General features: G+C 49.3%; 18 protein-coding genes. 12 read left to right on the top strand and 6 right to left on the bottom strand.

The window, feature by feature from the left end; genetic code table 11:
* Window positions 1-82: 82 nt before the first annotated feature.
* The 7 genes from rsxA (at window position 83) to nth (ending at window position 6,760) form a co-directional block, all read left to right on the top strand.
* A complete protein-coding gene (rsxA, locus tag J0A65_RS13800; protein ID WP_206594768.1) occupies window positions 83-664 on the top strand; it encodes an electron transport complex subunit RsxA in 582 nt (193 codons plus the stop codon).
* The gene (rsxB, locus tag J0A65_RS13795) at window positions 664-1,218 is read left to right on the top strand and encodes an electron transport complex subunit RsxB (RefSeq protein ID WP_206594767.1); all 555 of its coding nucleotides are present in this window, start codon (window positions 664-666) and stop codon (window positions 1,216-1,218) included. The genes rsxA and rsxB overlap by 1 nt, the downstream gene beginning before the upstream one ends.
* Window positions 1,219-1,312: 94 nt before the next feature.
* Window positions 1,313-3,643, top strand: a complete 2,331-nt coding sequence (rsxC, locus tag J0A65_RS13790) for an electron transport complex subunit RsxC (protein WP_232849955.1) — start codon at window positions 1,313-1,315, stop codon at window positions 3,641-3,643.
* The gene (gene rsxD, locus J0A65_RS13785) at window positions 3,640-4,707 is read left to right on the top strand and encodes an electron transport complex subunit RsxD (RefSeq protein WP_206594766.1); all 1,068 of its coding nucleotides are present in this window, start codon (window positions 3,640-3,642) and stop codon (window positions 4,705-4,707) included. The genes rsxC and rsxD overlap by 4 nt, the downstream gene beginning before the upstream one ends.
* Window positions 4,704-5,363 carry an electron transport complex subunit RsxG gene (gene rsxG / locus J0A65_RS13780; protein WP_206594765.1) on the top strand — a complete coding sequence of 220 codons (660 nt, stop codon included), beginning with the start codon at window positions 4,704-4,706 and terminating at the stop codon, window positions 5,361-5,363. The genes rsxD and rsxG overlap by 4 nt, the downstream gene beginning before the upstream one ends.
* Entirely contained in the window at window positions 5,356-6,051 is a 696-nt protein-coding gene (locus J0A65_RS13775; RefSeq protein WP_206594764.1) for an electron transport complex subunit E, read from the top strand. Before rsxG ends, J0A65_RS13775 begins: the two co-directional genes overlap by 8 nt.
* 73 nt (window positions 6,052-6,124) lie before the next feature.
* Window positions 6,125-6,760: an endonuclease III gene (gene nth / locus J0A65_RS13770; RefSeq protein ID WP_206594763.1), complete on the top strand. Its 636-nt coding sequence runs from the start codon at window positions 6,125-6,127 to the stop codon at window positions 6,758-6,760.
* Window positions 6,761-6,893: 133 nt separating this feature from the next.
* On the opposite strand, the gene J0A65_RS13765 is transcribed toward nth, so the two are convergent.
* The 4 genes from J0A65_RS13765 to J0A65_RS13750 all read right to left on the bottom strand — a co-directional run bounded on the left by J0A65_RS13765 (window position 6,894) and on the right by J0A65_RS13750 (window position 14,439).
* Window positions 6,894-7,688 (bottom strand): LytR/AlgR family response regulator transcription factor, encoded by a 795-nt coding sequence (locus tag J0A65_RS13765; protein WP_206594762.1) that lies wholly within the window; start codon window positions 7,686-7,688, stop codon window positions 6,894-6,896.
* On the bottom strand, window positions 7,685-8,662 hold the full coding sequence (locus J0A65_RS13760) for a sensor histidine kinase (RefSeq protein WP_206594800.1): 978 nt from the start codon (window positions 8,660-8,662) through the stop codon (window positions 7,685-7,687). The genes J0A65_RS13765 and J0A65_RS13760 overlap by 4 nt, the downstream gene beginning before the upstream one ends.
* Before the next feature lie 147 nt (window positions 8,663-8,809).
* Window positions 8,810-11,338: a glycoside hydrolase family 3 protein gene (locus J0A65_RS13755; protein ID WP_206594761.1), complete on the bottom strand. Its 2,529-nt coding sequence runs from the start codon at window positions 11,336-11,338 to the stop codon at window positions 8,810-8,812.
* Window positions 11,339-11,751: 413 nt separating this feature from the next.
* Complete coding sequence (locus J0A65_RS13750; RefSeq protein WP_206594760.1) at window positions 11,752-14,439, bottom strand: TonB-dependent receptor; 2,688 nt, start codon at window positions 14,437-14,439, stop codon at window positions 11,752-11,754.
* 481 nt (window positions 14,440-14,920) lie between these two features.
* On the opposite strand from J0A65_RS13750, the gene gloA reads away from it, so the two are divergent.
* Window positions 14,921-15,301 carry a lactoylglutathione lyase gene (gloA, locus tag J0A65_RS13745; protein WP_206594759.1) on the top strand — a complete coding sequence of 127 codons (381 nt, stop codon included), beginning with the start codon at window positions 14,921-14,923 and terminating at the stop codon, window positions 15,299-15,301.
* 7 nt (window positions 15,302-15,308) lie between these two features.
* Entirely contained in the window at window positions 15,309-16,307 is a 999-nt protein-coding gene (gene glpQ / locus J0A65_RS13740) for a glycerophosphodiester phosphodiesterase (RefSeq protein WP_206594758.1), read from the top strand.
* A 34-nt stretch (window positions 16,308-16,341) separates the two neighbouring features.
* Here glpQ and J0A65_RS13735 read toward each other — a convergent pair whose 3' ends face one another.
* Entirely contained in the window at window positions 16,342-17,208 is an 867-nt protein-coding gene (locus J0A65_RS13735; protein ID WP_206594757.1) for a flagellar protein MotY, read from the bottom strand.
* A gap of 154 nt (window positions 17,209-17,362) precedes the next feature.
* On the opposite strand from J0A65_RS13735, the gene rnt reads away from it, so the two are divergent.
* Both rnt and J0A65_RS13725 read left to right on the top strand, forming a co-directional pair.
* Entirely contained in the window at window positions 17,363-18,001 is a 639-nt protein-coding gene (rnt, locus tag J0A65_RS13730; protein ID WP_206594756.1) for a ribonuclease T, read from the top strand.
* A 77-nt stretch (window positions 18,002-18,078) separates the two neighbouring features.
* Window positions 18,079-18,957, top strand: coding sequence for a universal stress protein (locus tag J0A65_RS13725; RefSeq protein ID WP_232849954.1), 879 nt, complete (start codon window positions 18,079-18,081; stop codon window positions 18,955-18,957).
* 58 nt (window positions 18,958-19,015) lie between these two features.
* Here J0A65_RS13725 and J0A65_RS13720 read toward each other — a convergent pair whose 3' ends face one another.
* A complete protein-coding gene (locus J0A65_RS13720) occupies window positions 19,016-19,621 on the bottom strand; it encodes a peroxiredoxin (RefSeq protein WP_206594754.1) in 606 nt (201 codons plus the stop codon).
* 270 nt (window positions 19,622-19,891) lie between these two features.
* On the opposite strand from J0A65_RS13720, the gene J0A65_RS13715 reads away from it, so the two are divergent.
* Window positions 19,892-20,086, top strand: a complete 195-nt coding sequence (locus J0A65_RS13715; protein WP_188697032.1) for a bacterioferritin-associated ferredoxin — start codon at window positions 19,892-19,894, stop codon at window positions 20,084-20,086.
* Window positions 20,087-20,138: the final 52 nt, after the last annotated feature.

Genomic DNA, 20,138 nt, shown 5'->3' with positions numbered 1-20,138 from the left:
TAATAACCCTAGTAATATCAAGTTGTTAATCTGGTCGTAAAAACGGATAATAGCACCAGCAATTCGAATCCCCGTATTAGGCATGACTGAATATCTCCTGCTGCTTATTGGCACAGTGCTGGTAAACAATTTTGTATTGGTCAATTTCCTCGGCCTTTGCCCTTTTATGGGCGTGTCTGGCAAGTTGGAAACGGCTATTGGCATGTCCATGGCCACGACCTTTGTATTGACGCTAGCTTCTTTGACCAGCTACCTGGTCGAACACTACATTCTGCTGCCTCTGGGCATTGGCTATCTGCGCACCTTAAGTTTTATTCTGGTGATAGCTGTGGTGGTGCAATTTACCGAGATGGTTGTGCATAAAACCAGCCCCACTCTTTACCGATTGTTAGGGATCTTCCTGCCCCTTATTACAACAAACTGCGCGGTGCTGGGTGTGGCGCTGTTAAACGTTCGCGAACAGCATAATTTTATGCAATCCGTGGTATATGGCTTTGGTGCCGCCGCTGGATTTTCTCTGGTATTGATACTGTTTGCTGCCATGCGTGAACGTTTGGCTGCCGCTGATGTCCCCTCCCCATTCAAAGGGGCGTCCATTGCCATGATCACCGCAGGTCTGATGTCACTCGCCTTTATGGGCTTTACCGGTTTGGTCAAACTCTGATGACGCTGTTGTATGCACTTTTTGCCATAGGTTTGCTGGCATTAGTCTTTGGATTGGTGCTTGGCTACGCAGCCATTCGCTTTAAAGTGGAAAGCGATCCGCTGGTAGAACAAATCGATGCCATTTTACCGCAAACTCAGTGCGGACAATGTGGTTTCCCGGGTTGTCGGCCTTATGCAGAAGCCATTGCCAACGGAGACGACATCAACAAATGTCCGCCGGGCGGTGAAGCTACAATAAAGCAACTGGCCGATTTGATGGGGGTGGAAGCCAAGCCCCTGGACGGCGCCCATGGCGAAGCCGACGTAAAGAGGGTGGCCTTTATTCGTGAAGACGAATGCATTGGCTGCACTAAGTGTATTCAGGCTTGTCCTGTCGATGCCATAGTCGGTGCCTCAAAACAAATGCATACCGTTATATCTGCGGAATGCACGGGCTGTGACTTATGCGTTGAGCCCTGCCCAGTGGACTGTATTGATATGCTGCCGGTTAAACCAACGGCAGCCTCATGGCGCTGGCAGTTAGATGCTATCCCGGTAAAAACCCTAGATTGAAGAGCGAAGTACATTGCAATCATTGATAGACAAAATTCGCCAGGGCCGTTTTTTTGATTTTCCCGGAGGAGTCCATCCACCGGGACGCAAAGAAATGTCTAATCAAGATCTTATCGGTAAAGCGGGTTTGCCTGAACGCCTGTATCTGACGGTTAAGCAACACATAGGAACCGAAGGACAGTTACAGGTTGCCGTAGGCGACCAGGTCTTAAAAGGACAAGCGCTGACCCGCAGCACTAATCTGTTCTCACTGCCGATTCATGCGCCGACTTCAGGGCAGATAACCGCTATTGGCCCCCATGTTTCCGCGCATCCGTCTGGCATGGCGGAACTGACCGTGGAAATCACCCCGGATGGACAGGATCGGTGGCACAGCCTAACGCCCCTGCCCGACTACCAGCAGTTGCCCAAGATCAAGATTATAGAAGCCATCTGTGATGCAGGGATTGCCGGTATGGGGGGGGCGGGCTTCCCCACTCATATCAAGGTGAGCCCTAAAAAGGATGTCGAGTTCCTGATCATTAATGGCGCGGAATGTGAACCCTACATAACGGCTGATGATCGCTTAATGCGAGAACATGCCTGGCAAATCCGTCAGGGCATTGATGTACTTTGCCACTTGCTTAATCCCGGCCATGTACTTATTGCCATCGAAGACAATAAACCTCAGGCAATCCAGGCCATGCAGGTAGCCTGTCAGGAAAATCCGGATTACATCGTCTGCCCCATCCCCACTAAATATCCTGCAGGCGGCGAAAAGCAGCTGATACAGGTATTAACAGGCCGTGAAGTGCCCCACGGCAGGCTTCCCATTGATGTGGGCGTGATCATGCAAAACGTCGGCACCTGCTTTGCGGTAGCCGATGCCATTTTTACCGGTAAACCACTGATACAACGTGTGGTGACTCTGACCGGCGAGGCGATGCAGCGCCCATCCAATGTGTGGGCCTTGTTAGGCACACCGGTCAATCATCTGCTTGCCCAAGCCGGTTACCAGGCACAGCGGCAAAACACCCCTCGACTGATTATGGGTGGGCCCATGATGGGCTTTAGCCTGGTATCCGACCAGGTTCCCGTGGTGAAAAGCACCAACTGTATACTGGCGCCCACCGATCAGGAGATGATCCTGCCAGAGGAAGAGCAGGCCTGTATTCGTTGTAGCGCATGCGCCGATGCCTGCCCGGTAAGCTTATTGCCGCAGCAGCTTTACTGGCACAGTAAAGCCAAAGAGCTGGATAAAGCGCAGGACTACCATCTGTTCGACTGCATTGAATGTGGCGCTTGTGCTTATGTGTGCCCCAGTCAGATCCCACTGGTACATTACTACCGAGTGGCAAAAGCGCAGGTGCGCCAGCAAGAAGAAGAAAAGCAAAAAGCCGATAAAGCCAGAGACAGATTTGAAGCACGCAAAGAACGCCTGGAGCAAGAGAAAACAGAGCGCGAACTTAAACATCAGCAAGCCGCTGAGGCGCGCCGGCAGGCTATGGCAAGCAAAGAGACGCAAGCCTCCTCAAATGCCGCTGCTGCGCTCGATAGAGCCAAACAGCGCCAGGCTCTGGACCAACCTGCATCCGATTCTGGCAGTAATGACAGAGTCGCCGCAGCTATTGCCCGTGCCAAAGCCAGAAAAGAAGCTCAGGCAGCCGAAGGCAATACAGTAGCGCCGGCGGAGCAGCCACCAGAGCAGAATAAACAAGATAAAGTCGCGGCGGCCATCGCCAGGGCTAAAGCGAAGAAAGCCGCACAAGCTGCTGAAAATACCCAAGCCTCAGACAACGCGCCAGCCGAAACCGATAAGCAGGCCAAAGTGGCCGCCGCTGTCGCCAGAGCCAAGGCAAAAAAAGCCGCACAGGCTGCTGAAAAGACCGAAACGTCTGATAGCACGCCGGCCGAAACCGATAAGCAGGCCAAAGTGGCCGCCGCTGTCGCCAGAGCCAAGGCTAAAAAAGCCGCACAGGCTGCTGAAAAGACCGCAACGTCTGACAGCGCGCCGGCCGAAACCGATAAGCAAGCCAAAGTCGCCGCCGCTGTCGCCAGAGCCAAGGCCAGAAAGGCCGCTCAGGAAGCGAGCACAGATAACCAAAGTGACACACCGGCAGAAGCCAAGGAAAAGCCGGTAAAGGCTCCCAGGGCCCCTCGCAAAGTAAACAAAACCGCAACGGACAATGCCAAGGCAGAGACTGACGATCCCAAAGCCCAACGCATTGCGGCAGCCATAGAACAAGCCAAGGCCCGCAAGGTACAAAAAGACCAAGCCGCCAAGCCAACCGATGAAGAGCCAGGAATAGCAATGGCTCCTGAGGTGACCATAGACGAAGATAAGAAGCAGCGTGTGGCCGCCGCTATTGCCAAAGCGAAGGCACGTAAAGCCAAACAAAATGCGCAAAGCAGTGCCGCTAACCAGCAGGAAAACACTGAAGAATGAGCCTTAGATTAGCCAGCTCCCCTCACCAACATCAGCAGCGCAGCACCGCTCAGTTAATGCGGCTAGTCTGCTATTGTGCCCTGCCCGGCTTTGCTTTGCAGTGCTGGTTTTTTGGCTGGGGAAGCTTGATCCAGTTTGCTATTGCGGCAGTATTTGCCTTAGGTATTGAGGCGGCCATATTAGAGATTCGTAAAAAAGACTTCGAACGCGCGTTGGCCGACGGCAGCGCACTGCTCACTGCTTTATTGCTGGCTATTTGCATTCCGCCACTAACCCCTTGGTGGATAACCGCAATTGGTGCCTTTTTTGCCATAGGCATTTCCAAACAGCTGTATGGCGGGCTTGGCTTTAATCTGTTTAACCCGGCCATGGTGGCCTATGTCACACTGTTGGTGTCCTTCCCCGTCGCCATGACATCCTGGATGCCACCCGTTGCCCTCGCCGAACAAGGGTACGATTTCTTTGATGCACTACGCGTGATTTTCACCGGATTCACTGCCGACGGTTACAGCCTGAGTCAACTTAGGATGGGTGCTGACGGTTTTACCATGGCGACACCGCTAGACAGTGTTAAGACCGATATTGGCCTGGGTTTAACCCTGCAAGAAGCCACCAGCAAGGTACAATTTGCTGATGGATTCGGCATTGGCTGGCTATGGATTAATTTGGCCTATCTGACCGGTGGTTTGCTACTGCTCAAACTGCGCGCCATCAAATGGCAAATTCCCGTGAGCATGTTGGGCGCCATCTTACTGGTTGGTGGTGTGATTCATCTCGCCAGCCCGGATCTCTTCACTTCGCCCTGGTTTCATCTGCTAAGTGGCGGCACTATGCTGGGGGCCTTTTTTATTGCCACCGATCCAGTGTCTGCCAGCACCACGGACAAAGGCCGCCTGATTTTTGGTGCGGGTATCGGCGTACTGGTAATTGTTATCCGCACCTGGGGAGGCTATCCGGATGCCATTGCCTTTGCCGTGGTACTAATGAACATGACGGTACCACTGATTGACTACTACACCCGCCCTCGCACTTATGGTTATCAAAGCAGAGGCAAGAAAAGATGAAAACCCATCTAAAACGCAGTGGCACCACACTGACCGCCTTTGCGCTAGTAACCACAGGTCTGATAGCCATAACCAATGAACTAACCGCGCCGCGCATTAAAAGCCAGGAGCAACAACAGCTGCAGAAAATTCTTGGCAGCATTGTGCCTCCCGCGCTGCACGACAATGATATTGAACATGACTGTACCTTGGTCACCGATGCCAATTTGCTCGGCGATGACAGCCCTAAGACCGTTTATCGCGCCCGTTTACAAGGTGAGCCTGTTGCCCTGGTGCTGCAAACCATGACGCCCGATGGCTACAGCGGCGATATCGATTTATTGGTGGGCGTCAACTTGGCAGGAAAAGTGACTGGGGTTCGGGTACTTAAGCATCAGGAAACCCCCGGACTGGGCGATAAAATAGATATCAGGATCAGCGATTGGATCTTGAGCTTTGACGGCAAAGGGATAGACAATGGCGAGCAGAAAAACTGGGCGGTGAAAAAAGACGGTGGTCAGTTTGATCAATTTACCGGCGCCACTATTACCCCTCGCGCTATGGTAAAAGCCGTTAAAAATGCCTTGTTACTGGCATCCGAGCAACAGCAGATGCTGTTTGCAGCCCCCAATCAATGCCAGCCCCATAATTCAGATAGCGGAGACCACCATGAGTGAGCTCAAAACCCTGTCTTGGCAGGGGCTTTGGAAAAATAACCCGGCCCTGGTTCAGCTCCTGGGTTTATGCCCGCTACTGGCGGTTACCGGCAGTTTTATCAATGGCCTGGGCTTGGGGCTTGCCACCACGGCGGTATTAATCGGCTCCAACACCACGGTATCACTAGTACGAAATCTGGTGCCCAACGAAGTGCGTATTCCCATTTTTGTGATGGTCATCGCTGCCTTTGTTACCGTGATCCAGCTATTGATGAATGCGTATACCTATAACCTGTATTTGGCTTTGGGTATTTTTATTCCGTTAATCGTGACCAACTGCGCCATTATCGGGCGGGCGGAAGCCTATGCATCAAAGAACCCGGTTGGCCATGCCGCCTTCGATGGGTTAATGATGGGTATTGGCTTTACCCTGGTATTAGTCACACTGGGCGCTCTGCGTGAAATTCTCGGCAATGGTACCCTATTCAGCGGGGCGGAAACCTTGTTTGGCGACTGGGCCTTAAGCCTTAAGCTGACTTTATTTGTCACCGAGCATAAATTCCTGTTGGCCATTCTTCCACCGGGGGCCTTTATCGGCATGGGGCTGCTGATTGCCTTAAAAAACTACCTGGACAAACGCTTTGAACAATTACACAAGCAGCCAGCTAAAGTCGTGCAACGAGCGCGGGTGACCGCAGAAAGCCAGTAAGCGAGCTACGAGCTACGAGCTACGAGCTACGAGCTACGAGCTACGAGCTACGATAAAATAATAAGAACTAAGCATGAATCAAAAAAAACGTATCGACATACTTAGCCGCCTGCGCAATGAGAACCCGCATCCCACCACGGAGCTGAATTTCTCATCGCCATTTGAATTACTGGTCGCCGTTACTCTTTCGGCCCAGGCGACCGATGTGAGTGTGAATAAAGCCACTGACAAATTGTTTCCGGTTGCCAATACCCCCGAAGCCATTTATGCCCTCGGCGTTGATGGTTTAAAGGAGTACATCAAAACCATCGGCCTGTATAACGCCAAGGCCGAAAACGTTATAAAAGCCTGCAAAATTCTGATCGAGCAGCACAACTCCATCGTTCCGGAAAATCGCGAAGCCCTGGAAGCCCTGCCCGGCGTTGGCCGTAAAACCGCCAATGTGGTACTCAACACAGCCTTTGGCTGGCCGACCATAGCCGTGGATACCCATATTTTCAGAGTCAGCAACCGCACAGGGCTGGCACCCGGCAAAAATGTGCTTGAAGTGGAAAATAAACTACTTAAGGTTGTGCCTGCCGAGTTTAAGGTGGATGTACACCACTGGCTGATTCTGCACGGCCGCTATACATGTGTAGCGCGTAAGCCTCGTTGCGGCAGCTGCATTATTGAAGATTTATGTGAATTTAAAGAGAAGACTGAGCACTAAATATGGTTGTTTGCAGCAAAGTAATCTTAAAACACTGCACCGCGTTCATTCATCTGCGAACGTAATTTTTAGGTTAGGTCCCCGTTAAGTCGACTGCAGTTATTTACCACATAAACAAAACGTCGTCTCAAAATCATGGTGACAGGCTTTCTTTTAGCTGTTTGCTAAAGGTTCTGCTGACTTTTAGCGACTTATGATTCACTAAAATTAGGTTGTACTCTGAATTAATTAAGGGTTCGAGTTTAACCACGTGCTGCAAGTTCACAATAGTTGACTTATGAATACGCAGAAAACCATCAGGTAACACATCAGTTATCAGACTTTTCATTCTGGCACGCATTACAAAAGTGTCGCTGCTAGTGTGAACACACATATAGTCGCCAGCGGCATCTATCCATAGTATATCTTTATAGGGCAGCAGTTGAGCAGGATGGTGCCCGTCCTGTATCACCAGTTTTTCTTGCTCAACCCGATATGCTGTACTGGTGTCAGTTGGATGTGTAGCGCCACCATTTTGCAAAAAATCCGCAACTTCCAGCATTTGCGGCTTTTTTGCATGAGTATCAAAATTGGAAGTGACCCTGGCGATAGCTTCTGCTAAACGCTCTCTTTTCACCGGTTTTAGTAAATAATCCAGCGCCCTTACTTCAAAGGCTTTAACCGCGTATTGGTGAAAGGCAGTAACAAAGATAATAGCCGGACATAACTCAGGTTGTAACTGCTTTATCAATTCAAACCCCGACTTTCCCGGCATTTCTATATCGAGGAAAATCAAATCTGGCTGCGATTCGGAAATGAGTGCCAACGCAGCATCAACATTACGCGCGTGACCAATAATCTTGATCTGCGGAAACGCGCCAAGCCTGATAGCCAGCCCCTCGATCGCACTGTATTCATCATCTACCAACAAGGTTTTCAGAACCTTCATTGCACCCTCTCTGAATATTCCAGAGGGATCGCAATGCTGACGTTGGCACCACCATTCTCGCCGTTATTAAGACTTAAATGAGCACAATCTGAATAAATCAATCGCAGTCTGTCCTGACAATTTTTAATACCAATGCCATTAGAAGTTAAGGTTGAAAAGTCAAACCCTACACCAGTGTCACTGACAGTAATAAGCAGTTGGTTGGCAACCCGCGCAAAATTGACGGCAATAACGATACCGCTGTTTTGAACGATGCCATGTTTGAGTGCATTTTCAACCAAGGGCTGTAACAACAATGAAGGTATCAATAGATTGAAACAGGATGGGTCCGCGGTTATTTTTACGTTAAGTTCACTTTGAAACCTACCCTGCTCAATATCGAGATAAGTTTGCAATATCGCTATCTCATCCTGGACTGTTATCTTGGCCAATGGATCGGTATACAGGCTATAGCGCAAAAAATCACATAGCTTCTCTAGCATTGCTACGGCATTGGCGTTGTGCTGCTTAAGAATAAGCGTACAAATTGCATTGATACTATTGAACATAAAATGCGGGTTTAACTGATAACGCAACATCTTAAGTTGCGACTCTTTAGCCAGGTGTAGCGCTTCTGCCGCCTGGTGCCGCTGCTCTGCATTGTCCAGGTACATTTTTATACCATAATAGCCTGCAGTCCAGGTAGCCAGCATAGTGAGAGAGGCAGATGTCCAGGTCCCAAAGTCAAACCAGGTCATTGGCTGCCACAAGGTACCATAAAACCACTGTAAGCTGTGCCACTTGAACTGGGTCCACAACAGTGAAGCAAGCAGTAAACAGATTATGTGTAAAATTGCGCTAACTAAAATTTTCCGTAGCCTGAACCGCGCATAAAATTTTCTCAACAACAAAGTAACAGAGAAGCCGCAACAGGTGTCCAATAACAAATGTGGAAGATGGATAGCCCAAGGTTCCTGCCCTGGTATTTTAATCATCAACTCGGTCAGTAACGCATAGGCTAACCAACCACAATACTGGCACAACCAAAACAGCTGTTTTTTCGAGTCAATCTTTATCAATTAATTGCCTTAACCCTGAAGATCATCCCCGGTATCACTCATTACTGGGCATGATCTTCACTTTTACTGCTTACATTCCAGTGTCAGTGTTGACGCATCGACTGTTTTAACTAAGGCTACATCTGCAATAGCCAGGCTAAATGTCTGTTTTGTACTGAACCGCACCGCTTCTTCTGCCAATGACGGTGTGCTTAACGGGTCACCACAAGACAACGGCAGCGCGATAGTAAGCCATTGCCCCGGCGTCATCTTCTGCAGCCATGGTTGCAGAGAGACTGAGCGCAAACAACGGTTTTGCTGACACATTAAGCCAATTTCCACATCGTCAGCCGGAAACTGATCAATCCGGATATCCATTTGCAAAAATTTGCTGTTGATTGTCTCCGTTAAAACTTGCACATCTGTGTACGACAGACTGGCTGAAGCGGTTTCACCGGAGCTTTGCCAGACAAATTTTCTGCCGTCTTCCTGATAAGCCAAGTTGACAGACTGCATCGTTATACTTTTGCCGTCGGCACTGACTGCGGAAGGTGTCGTAAACTTGTTCAGCGACTGAGTGCTATCTGACAAAGCCCACGACATGCCGTCGGCCAAATTTCTGACAAACAACGGTATCTGTTCGCCAGTATTTTGTTGTATCACCGCGCGGGTCGTTTCAGAGAGTGGCTCAAGCTCAGTGTGCTCGGCATAAGTGAGGCCATAACCGTAAGCAAACAAGGGAGTATACTGCTCCTGACCAACATTCAGCCGATACTGATCATCATATTGGGGCCAGGAGAAGCTTAGTTTGCCGACAAAATCATACTGAATGTGACCATCCTTGTTTGTCAGCAACACATCCGCAATACCCTGACCTTCAGAGCCCGGCAACCAGGCCGCCACAAAGGCATCAGAGGCATTCAACTCTTTGTTAACCCAAAGCGGCCTGCCACTCAGAAATACCGTTACCACCGGAATATTCTGCTGCTTTAAACGTTGCAGCAGCGCTAAATCTCCCTTATTGCTGTGCTGGTATTCCAGTTGCTGAATATCACCAAACCATTCAGCGTAAGGCTCTTCACCAATGACTACAATGGCAACATCCGGTTTGTCGCTATAATGCCCGTCTATACTCAGCTCTACCTTACCCCCGGCAGCCTCTATCTGTTGGCGCAAACCGGCATAGATTGATGTTGCGTTGGGGAAATCAGCATTAGTATTATCGGTTCCCTGCCAGGATACACTCCAGCCACCAGCCTGCTTGGCGATGTTATCCGCGCCATCGCCGGCAATAAGCACTTTGCTTTTGGGCGAAAGCGGCAGGATGTTGTTCTTGTTCTTCAGCAACACCAGTGACTTACGCACCGCCTCTCGGGCAAGCAAGCGGTGCTCTGGCGCATTAAACCATTGCGGATTGGATTCAGGCCGGCTGGATGGTTTACCGCGGCTAAACACGCCCCAGCGTATTTTGGCACGTAAAAAACGTCTGACCGCATCATCCAGGCGCGCAGCAGAAATCACACCGCTTTTTACCTGCTGTAATGTATTGTGGTAAAAAGCTTCAAAGTGCTCTGGCACCATCATCACATCGACACCAGCATTAAAAGCAGCCGCGCATTGCTCTAAATCACAGCCATCAACAAACTTATGCGCATTCCAGTCGCTGATCACAAAACCGTCGAAACCCATTTGCTGTTTCAGCACTTCAGTCAGCAGGTAGTGATCGCCGTGCACCCGCTTGCCATTCCAGCTGTTAAAGGACGCCATTACAGACTGCACGCCTGCCGCTATAGCGGTATAGTAACCAGCGGCATGAATATCTCGCAGTTGCTGCTCGGTGCTAACCGTATCTCCTCGGTCTATACCGTTTTCGGTGCCTCCATCACCAACAAAGTGTTTTGCGGTGGCGATACGACGATAATCTGTTAAAAACGTCTCGCCAATCTCACCCTGAACGCCGGTTACCATAGGGCCGGCATAAGCGGCAACAATGTCCGGGTGTTCCGAAAAGCTCTCGTAGGTGCGCCCCCAGCGGTCGTCTCTGACTACAGCAACGGTTGGTGCAAACATCCACTCAATACCTGTTGCCGCCACTTCTTTGGCTGTCGCCTGACCAATTCTGTGAATTAACTCTGCGTCCCGCGCCGCGCCAAGGCCAATGTTATGTGGAAACAGGGTGGCGCCATACACATTGCTATGACCATGCATCGCATCAGTCCCCCAGATAGTGGGAATACTGCTGCCATCCTCGCTGTTATCGACAGAGGCTGCATACATTTCATCAGCATACCTGAGCCAGGTTTTAGCATCGGCTTGCTTTTGGCCATAAGGTGCAGAGTTACCGCCATTCAGATATGACCCAAAACCATATTTGCGCATTTGCGCCACGCTTAAATAGCCAATCTCAGGCTGAATAATCTGCGCCACTTTCTGTTCCATGGTCATGCTGGCCAACAGAGTATCAAGCTGCTGCTCTACCGCCTCGTCAGGCTGCAGTGTAGTGTTAACTTTAGGCCAACTGACTCTCGCCGGGTCAGCGTGAATGTTGCAGACAACCAGCGCTGCGCAAATACACAAGGTTTTAGTAAACGCAGAATGTAAAACAAAAGACATAATGAAATCCTATGCGTCTGCTGTAACGGGATGCCGCAATGACATACCTACAGACACTTGTACTTAATGGGGAATGTATTCAATAAAATCGTAATAAGCCGAGGCCGTGTCGCCATAGTACTGACCAGGAAAGTAAATACCGCTTTGAGAATTGTCGCCATGCCAGGTGTAAAGCCGCAACCAAAAGGCGAAGCATTACTGCCAGATCTGGCGGACCAGATATCACTGTTAGCCCCCCAACTAAAGTCATCTTTAAAGTACCCGGCCTGTACAGTCGTCGTGCTGAAAAAACATAAAGCAGCACAGATCCAGCTCTTAGGCATGTATTTCATTTTGATATCCTGTCATTTACAAGAAAGTGCGCCCGGCGCAAAACCGCGCAGGTACGGGCGCATCATGAACCTAAGCCAAGCTTAGAAATTAAAACCAGCCCGGATACCGTAATACCGCGGCATCCCAAAACTGCCTTTATTGAACCCTTTGCCGGTATTGTTCCAGTACTGCACAAGCTCATCAGTGGCATTGTTGATAAAGACTTCGGCGTACCAGCCCTGGCTTTGCGGTTCATATTTAAGCGACGCATTGACCATGGTATAGGCATCTCGCTTGTCGGTAATGTACAGGGCTGCTTCATCACTAACAGTAAAGTCCATATCGTCCAGATGTTTATCCAGATTCCAAAGGGTGGTGTAGGACTTATCTTTGAAGCTCAGATTAAACCAACCATGCACATAGCCAAACCGACCCAGTTCGAAGCTGTGGGTATAGCTGACATTGGCGGTAAATCGCGGTGTCATCGCCAGGTCATTGCCTTTAAGGTTGGTCGTCAGCAAGGTGTTCTCTGGGTCTATTGAATCTTCATACGACAAGCCAAACAAATATTCCGGGTCGTAATCCCACTTGGTGATCCAATCTTCGCTAACGCGGGCATGAGTCCAGGTGGCGTAGCCAGTGATACGGCCATTTGGATAAGGTTTCCAGTCAAACTCAAACTCAACGCCTTTAATGGTGGAGCCAGGCACGTTTTGCGTGTAGTAGGCAATCACCGGCTGGTTTTGATAATCCAGCACCGGCATGCCGTTTTCATCCAGGATGGGCGCCCCGTCTTCATCTTCAACCGGTGACAAGCGCTCAACATTACCAATTGAGCCAACCGAGGCATACTGCATATCGGTGTAGTCGGTATAGAAAAATGCCGCCTGCAGGTTCAGCGAGTTATTAAGAAAACTTGATTTGGCACCAAGTTCCAGCGTCAGCACTTTCTCCGGGTCAAACTGGGTTTCAAACCGGCTGACTTCGCCAGTCCTGTCGTTGACTACTTCAAACACATCACCTATGCCGCCAGCTTTAAAGCCCGACGCCAGGTAACTATACAGCATAGTGTCCTGGTTCAGGTTGTAATCCAACCCGATCCTGAAATCGTGATTACGCCATTGCCCCTTGTTGTCATTTGCAAAGTAAGAAGCATAAAGCCCCGGGTCATTGAAATAATCAACCGCTAGCTCGCTCAAGACGGTTCGGTTTAACCAGCCAGGGGCACAACCATCGGCATTCGAGCAACGATAAGTGCGGCCACCTTTATCCTGCTTGGTTTCGTGGCTAAAACGGTAGCCAAATGTAGCGTGCAGATCCCCGGCGACTTTGTATGTTGCCTGGCCAAACAACGCATACGCCTCGGTAGAGCGATCTGGCTGGTCCCAAAAGGCTTTATCATCCATGGGGTTGTCGTAATAACCCAGGGTTGTTGTCTTTTCATGGAAATAATTAATACCAGCTATCCATATCAGATCGCCAAACTCATCAGATTGCAACTGCAGTTCTGTGGAATACGATTTTGCGCCGGTTCCTTTGAGGAAATAGGTCGCCCCATCCCACGGATCCAACCCTGTTTCACTGTCCTGGGCCGATGACCTTTCCATTTTTTCATAGCCAAGTAACCACACCAGGCTTAGCTCATCGCTAAGACTGTAGTTCAGGGTATTGCGCAGGTAGGTAATATCCAGGTTGAGTTTGCCGGGCACATTCACTACTGCCTGATACGTATTATCACTGGGCAAAAATGATGAACAATCGCCGCCGTATTCCTCAGGTCGTCCTCGCAGTTGGTCACAGTTCACTAAATCTAACGTGCCGGCACTGTCGTTCACATATTGCTGAAAAACCGTATGGTTGCTGAACTGTCCATCCGATGGTTCCCATAAGGTACTGATTCGAAAAGAGTGTTCGTTTGCATTGTTATAAAAGTCGCTTTTGTCAGCTGGGGTCAGCGCACGTACCCGCTGTGCCTCTGGATTGGTACCAGCACCATCTATCCACCAGTTTTCTCTCTGCGTCACAGTGGAGCCGACGCCCTGATATGAGTTTTCCGAAATGACCGGTGCATTAAGCACCTCATCACTCAGATGACGAGTGTCATACTGGTTAGGATCCCAGTACCCTTCAAGATAAGAATCGCGCTTTAAGCCTTTCGCTGCGATGCGCACAGCAAACTCGTCATTCAGCGGAATATTGACAAAACCGCCCAGACTCTTGTTCTTAAACCTACCGGCTTCAGCGTTGAGATTACCGAAAAGGCCGGAGAAATCAGGCTTAGCAGATATCACATTGATACTGCCGACGGTTGAGTTACGACCAAAAAGGGTGCCTTGTGGCCCCCGTAACGCTTCAACCCGCTCTACATCATACATTAGCGCCAGGGCGCCTTGCATTCGCGGAGAGTAAATACCGTCTAAATGCACACCCACAGCCGGGTCGCCCAGTTCTGTTATGTTAGTAGAACGCACACCGCGCATTGAAATAACAGGGGCAGCCTGATCAGTGGCGGACGAGATATCAAGGCCCGGCACAAGGTCAGCGATGTCTTTCACATTGTTGACACCGCTTTGCCTCAGTTGTGCTTCACTTAGCGCTGATATCGCAACGGGGGTTTCCATTAATTTGGTTTTACGCTTGGTTGCAGTCACAGATATTACTTCAATAGCAACATCGTTCTTGGCGGCTTGATTCGCTGGCGCATCAGACCTGACTTCCGCTTCCTGCGCAATAACGGGTAATGAAAAAGCCATTAGCATGGCCGTGGTTATAGTGTTGATTTTTTGCATATTTGCCCTTCCACCCAATGTGTACTTACTTTTTGCAGGTACAAGAACCCTGCTGTTATTATTTTGTTAAGTACTTTAGTCTTGCCATCTGAGCGAAGGCTATGTCATTGCGGTAAGCCGAAGCACTGGTAATACAACCCGAATGCTTTATCACTTCCCTCGTTATCCTTTTAAGAGAAACTAAAAACAAACCAACCACGCTCAAAGATAAATGAACCTCAGTTCGGTAAATCGGCATGCTTTCAGGTCAGGGAACAATACCGGGCAAGAGCGCAGATGCAGTTGAGTAAACATGGTGTAAATTCGTTTTAGGCTGAATGTAAACTGGATATTCACCATTGGCTCTTGTGCGGTGATCGTTATACTGTGTCGCGTTTAAACCAAGATGCAGCTTATGCATAACGAAGATCTCTGTAAGTTCAGAGATAAAACTGAAACATAATAAGATTACACTCACCACAGACCAAAAAGGACCAGAAGTATGAGACTACTGCATACCATGTTGCGCGTTGGCAATCTGGAGCGTTCCATTGAATTTTATACCGAGTTACTTGGTATGAAACTGCTGCGCACCAGTGAAAACTCTGAGTATCAATACACCTTGGCGTTCCTTGGCTACGGTGAGGAAGACACTCATACTGTCCTCGAATTAACCTACAACTGGGACAAAGACAGCTACGATATGGGCACTGCCTATGGCCATATCGCTATCGGCGCCGACGACATTTACGCCGTATGCGAAGAACTTGAGCGTCGCGGCGCAGACGTGTACCGCAAGCCAGGGCCGGTGAAAGGTGGCTCCACGGTTATTGCCTTTGTACGCGATCCTGACGGCTATGCGGTCGAACTGATTCAGGAATAATAAACACATGATAAGGACGTTGATTACCTTAGTCCTGCTGTCAACATTGAGCCTGGCGGCCATCGCCAGGCCAGTGGTAATAGCCCATCGCGGTGCATCCGGTTATTTGCCCGAGCATACCCTGCCAGCGGTCATTTTGGCCCATGGTATGCGGCCGGATTATATTGAGCAGGATTTGGTGTTATCCAAGGACGGGATATTAGTGGTCTTACACGATATTCATCTGGATACCGTAACTAATGTGGCGGATATTTTCCCGCAGCGAAAACGCACAGATGGTCGCTTCTATGCGATTGATTTCACCCTGGCGGAATTAAAAAACCTGCGGGTGCAGGAAAGGCGCGATGAAAAAGGTCTACAGGTATTTGCCAACCGTTACCAGGAGGATGGCAGTAATGCTGAACTTTTCCGCATCGCCACCTTCGAGCAACAGATTACCCTGATCCGAGAACTCAATCGCAGCCGCGGCACGAATATTGGCTTGTATCCTGAGCTAAAATCTCCCGCGTTTCACAGAGCTGCCGGGCAGGACATCAGTAAGATTTTTATGGCGATGTTGGCAAAGCACAACCTCAATCACGCTGAGGCTAATGTTATTGTGCAATGCTTCGACTTTAACGAAACCCGCAGACTGCGCAATGAATTGGGGCTTAAAACCAGCCTGGTACAATTGCTGGCGGAAAATAGCTGGCAGGAGTCCGATAACGACTACGCCTACCTACGTTCCCCTCCGGGCCTCAAAGACATTGCAAAAGTGGCCGATGGTATAGGACCTTGGTTACCTCAGTTGGTTGACTTTACTTCCAGGCAACCGACCTCGTTGCTGCTGGATGCCAAAGCCCTTGGTCTGAAGATTCACCCTTACACCTTAAGGGCCGACCAGCTCCCGCCTAATATGAACTGGCAGCAAGCATTGAATCTGGTGTTTGACTGGCTGAAAGTAGATGGCATCTTTACCGACTTTCCAGATAAAGTAATTGATTATCTACAAAACAAGCAAAAATAAGGGCGCTCTTGGCGCCCCTATTTTTAATAGACAATCACAGCCCTTTTTCCATACGGATAATCACCCGCCGGTTCTTAGCTCGCGATAACTCGTTACTGTTTTCCGCCACATGACGCCGCTCGCCATGGCCTGTCACTTTGATTCGCTCGGCATCCACGCCCTGCTCTTCGAAGAATTTTTTGACCCGCTCGGCCCGACGAATAGACAACTGCATATTACTCGAACTGCCACCGTAGCTGTCTGTGTAGGCATCCAGCAGCACCAACTCAATATTGGTGTCTTCCTTCAGATAATCACTGATCATGCTGAGCTTTTTGCGCGAACCACGGGTAAACTCATCCGAGCTTTTTTGATAAGACAGCACAGTGTAGGCAATATCTTCAAAATTAAATGGCAGCAGATTTGCCACACATTGTGAAAACTGCCGATATTGGTCGAGGAAGTTGCTGGCATTCAATCCAACTGCGACGCGATCCTGCTCGTTGTACCAGTCCCGGTAATAAATAGTCGGCCAAAAGCCCTTTTCCAGTTCCGATAAAATGGTCCAGGCGGCCTGTTCAGGCAAATCGCCGTTGTACTGTTTACGGATAGGCATTTCAGCGATCTGGCGTTGCATCATACCTGGCATCCAACTGGGCGGAACCGAATATACCGCTGCCACACCATAGTTTTTGGGGAGCTGCAGTATGTCCAGTTCAAACTCCATATTCAACTGCTTACTGGCCATACTGGTAAACATGGCATCACCATAACCCGGCACATTGTGCTTCAAGGTGCACTGCAAGCGGCTTTGGCTACTGAGCTGCCAAGACGACGTTTCGACAGGTGCGGCATAGTGACGCAGCCCAGCTGACGCCGGCACGCTCAGAAAACCTAGTAGAACACAAAAGAGTTTATTCATAGCGTCTCAGTCCAATTCCTTATCCAGATATCGGCCGTTATGCCAGGTTCTTGACCTGCATATTGCGCATTCACTGGATAGCCTCGGCCAGACTTGTCATAATCGCGGCCCAGATGAGGCGGATGCCCTAGCCAAAGAGTAAACAGAGTAAAAGATGACAGCAGAAACGCAACAACTCAAGCAAAGATTCAGGGGCTACTTCCCTGTCGTTATAGATGTCGAGACCGCCGGATTCAATCCTCTCACTGACGCCTTGCTGGAGATTGCTGCAGTCACCTTGAAACTGGACGGCAACGGCCAACTGGTACGCGATAAAACCATTCACTTCCATGTTGCCCCTTTTGAAGGCGCCAACCTTGAGCCCGCCGCTTTGGAATTCAATGGTATCGATCCTCACTGTGCCCTGCGCGGAGCCCTGTCCGAAACTGAGGTAATGAAAGAGCTCTGTAAGCAAATCCGCAAAGCGCAAAAAGATGCAGACTGTCAACGCTCGGTCATTGTCGCCCACAACGCCGCCTTTGATCAGGGCTTTGTCAATGCTGCCATTAACCGCTCGGCGATTAAACGCACGCCCTTTCATCCATTTGTCTCTTTTGACACCACTAGTCTGTCAGCCCTTGCTTTTGGACAAACCGTACTGATTAAAGCCTGTAAAGCCGCTGGTTTGGCTTTTGATCAGGCACAGGCCCATTCGGCCTTATATGATGCAGAACAAACCGCCGATTTATTTTGTATTATCGTCAACAAATGGCAGGAATTGGGCGGCTGGCCGCCAGCCATCGAACAAAGCTAGGCCGTTGATTCTGTTTCTGATATAACTCAGCTACCCGAGCCAGATTTACCTGGTTGAAAACAAAAAGGAATGTGCTGATGAAACAGATTTTGGTGATTGCAGATCTGCCAGGCAGTAAGCCCAAGGCCTTAGCCAAAGCCAAGCTGATTGCCGATGCCCAGAATGCGAAAGTAACTGTACTTAGCTTTGTCTATGAGCAACTGAAACACTTACCCGACAACCTCAGTGCCAGTCAGCAGAAGGCCATTCAGCAAAGCTTAGTAGAGCAGCGTCAGCAATGGCTGGAACGCCAGATTAAGGACCAGGATCTCAACCCCGAGCAAGTCACCTGTCAGGTGATTTGGGAAAAGAACATTGCCAGTTGGACAGAAGAATTCAGCCGCAAGCACAAGCACGACCTGATTGTTAAGACAGGGCGACGCAGTGAAGGCATGTTTTATACCCCCACGGATTGGCATCTGCTTAGAACCAGTCAGGTACCTGTACTGCTTGTTTCAGAAAAGAAATGGAAGAAACAGCATAATGTCATGGTAGCGCTGGATTTAGGCAGCAAGTTACAAAGCAAGCAGGCCCTAAACCAACAACTGCTCAGCACGGGTATTGACTGGGTCAGACACTTTGGTGGCGAATTGCACTGTGTATATTGCCTGCCTATGTCACCGGTATTGAAAGATTTAATGGGACTGAGTGGCAAGCAGATGGCCAGTGACGCCAAGGCGCAATATATGCCTTTGATTCAAAAAATGGCCGGTGATTTTCCACTTAGTCCAGAAAATGTACACATTAAGGCCGGCGACCCAGACAAAGTGATCCCCAGTGTCGCGGCAGATATTAATGCCGGATTAGTTACCATTGGTACAGTCGGGCGTAAAGGTTTAAAAGGCAAGTTGCTTGGCAATACGGCAGAAAATATTCTGTCGCTGCTGAAGACAGACATTATTGCCTTGCAACCCTAAGTCGGGATGAATAGCACAAAAAAAGCCGCGATAACGCGGCTTTTTTATCTTTGGGCAATTACAGCTTGTCGCTGTTCTCAGCCAGGTATTTAGCAACGCCTTCTGGGCTTGCTTGCATACCTTCTTTACCTTGCTGCCAGCCGGCTGGACATACTTCGCCGTGCTCCTGGTGGAAGTTCAGCGCATCAACCATACGCAGCATTTCGTCAACGTTACGGCCCAGTGGCAGGTCATTGACGACCTGGTGACGTACATTACCTTCCTCATCAATCAGGAAAGAACCACGGAACGCCACACCAGCTTCAGGATGCTCTACATCATAAGCCTGACAAATTTCATGCTTCACGTCAGCCACCAGAGTGTACTTCACAGGACCAATACCACCCTGGTTAACTGGGGTGTTACGCCATGCGTTGTGGCTGAACTGAGAATCGATAGATACACCAATCACTTCCACACCACGCTGTTTGAACTCATCATAGCGCTTATCAAAAGCGATTAGCTCTGAAGGACATACAAAGGTGAAGTCCAGAGGATAGAAAAACACAACGGCTTTCTTGCCTTTGATGGCATCTTTCAGGTTATAGCTGTCAACAATTTCGCCATTGCCCAGTACGGCAGCAGCGGTAAAATCCGGGGCAGGACGACCAACTAATACACTCATCATCTTCTCCATTTCTTGGTTGATGTTCGGCTTTTTCCCCTAGTGGGGCTGTAAGCCAATAAAAAGCTAGAACACAAGATAAGGGCAGTAGTGCAGCAAACCAAGGGCAAAAGTACAGTTAAATGCATAAATGTCCAATTAGTGTACTTCGTTATGTCATTCCGCGAAATCAAGCACCCCATTAGCCAATTTTGTTTGATGATTAATAAATCACTTGGCAAAACCTCTAATAACAATTATTATCATTTGTAATGTTATAGGAGTTGTATTTTGTTCGTTTGCCTCTGCCACGGTATCACCGACAAACAAATTGCCCGCGCCGTTCGCGAAGAAGGCGTTGGAAATATGCGTGACTTACGTAAGCAGTTTGGCGTGGGTAGTCAATGTGGCAAATGTGTACAACTGGCACAGCAGGTTATCGACAATACCATAGTTGATGAATCGCTGTTCAAGGAAGTCTGCTAACAGCAAATCCGAATTGTGCGGTGACGCTTAAGTTTTTGTTCTCTATAATGAA

This window comes from Bowmanella yangjiangensis, assembly GCF_017255015.1.
In the GTDB taxonomy this organism is placed as follows: Bacteria; Pseudomonadota; Gammaproteobacteria; order Enterobacterales; family Alteromonadaceae; genus Bowmanella; species Bowmanella yangjiangensis.
Note: the sequence above shows the minus strand (reverse complement) of the source record. Positions and strands in the feature narration are given on the sequence as shown.

Bases quoted from the DNA above. Each gene is read 5' to 3' on its own strand.
- gloA (WP_206594759.1), top strand. From the start codon at position 14,921: ATGAGACTACTGCATACCATGTTGCGCGTTGGCAATCTGGAGCGTTCC.
- rnt (WP_206594756.1), top strand. From the start codon at position 17,363: ATGACAGCAGAAACGCAACAACTCAAGCAAAGATTCAGGGGCTACTTC.
- J0A65_RS13775 (WP_206594764.1), top strand. From the start codon at position 5,356: ATGAGTGAGCTCAAAACCCTGTCTTGGCAGGGGCTTTGGAAAAATAAC.
- J0A65_RS13750 (WP_206594760.1), bottom strand. From the start codon at position 14,439: ATGCAAAAAATCAACACTATAACCACGGCCATGCTAATGGCTTTTTCA.
- J0A65_RS13735 (WP_206594757.1), bottom strand. From the start codon at position 17,208: ATGAATAAACTCTTTTGTGTTCTACTAGGTTTTCTGAGCGTGCCGGCG.
- J0A65_RS13720 (WP_206594754.1), bottom strand. From the start codon at position 19,621: ATGAGTGTATTAGTTGGTCGTCCTGCCCCGGATTTTACCGCTGCTGCC.
- J0A65_RS13760 (WP_206594800.1), bottom strand. From the start codon at position 8,662: ATGATTAAAATACCAGGGCAGGAACCTTGGGCTATCCATCTTCCACAT.
- rsxD (WP_206594766.1), top strand. From the start codon at position 3,640: ATGAGCCTTAGATTAGCCAGCTCCCCTCACCAACATCAGCAGCGCAGC.
- rsxC (WP_232849955.1), top strand. From the start codon at position 1,313: ATGTCTAATCAAGATCTTATCGGTAAAGCGGGTTTGCCTGAACGCCTG.
- glpQ (WP_206594758.1), top strand. From the start codon at position 15,309: ATGATAAGGACGTTGATTACCTTAGTCCTGCTGTCAACATTGAGCCTG.
- J0A65_RS13765 (WP_206594762.1), bottom strand. From the start codon at position 7,688: ATGAAGGTTCTGAAAACCTTGTTGGTAGATGATGAATACAGTGCGATC.
- rsxG (WP_206594765.1), top strand. From the start codon at position 4,704: ATGAAAACCCATCTAAAACGCAGTGGCACCACACTGACCGCCTTTGCG.
- J0A65_RS13755 (WP_206594761.1), bottom strand. From the start codon at position 11,338: ATGTCTTTTGTTTTACATTCTGCGTTTACTAAAACCTTGTGTATTTGC.
- rsxA (WP_206594768.1), top strand. From the start codon at position 83: ATGACTGAATATCTCCTGCTGCTTATTGGCACAGTGCTGGTAAACAAT.
- nth (WP_206594763.1), top strand. From the start codon at position 6,125: ATGAATCAAAAAAAACGTATCGACATACTTAGCCGCCTGCGCAATGAG.
- J0A65_RS13725 (WP_232849954.1), top strand. From the start codon at position 18,079: ATGAAACAGATTTTGGTGATTGCAGATCTGCCAGGCAGTAAGCCCAAG.
- rsxB (WP_206594767.1), top strand. From the start codon at position 664: ATGACGCTGTTGTATGCACTTTTTGCCATAGGTTTGCTGGCATTAGTC.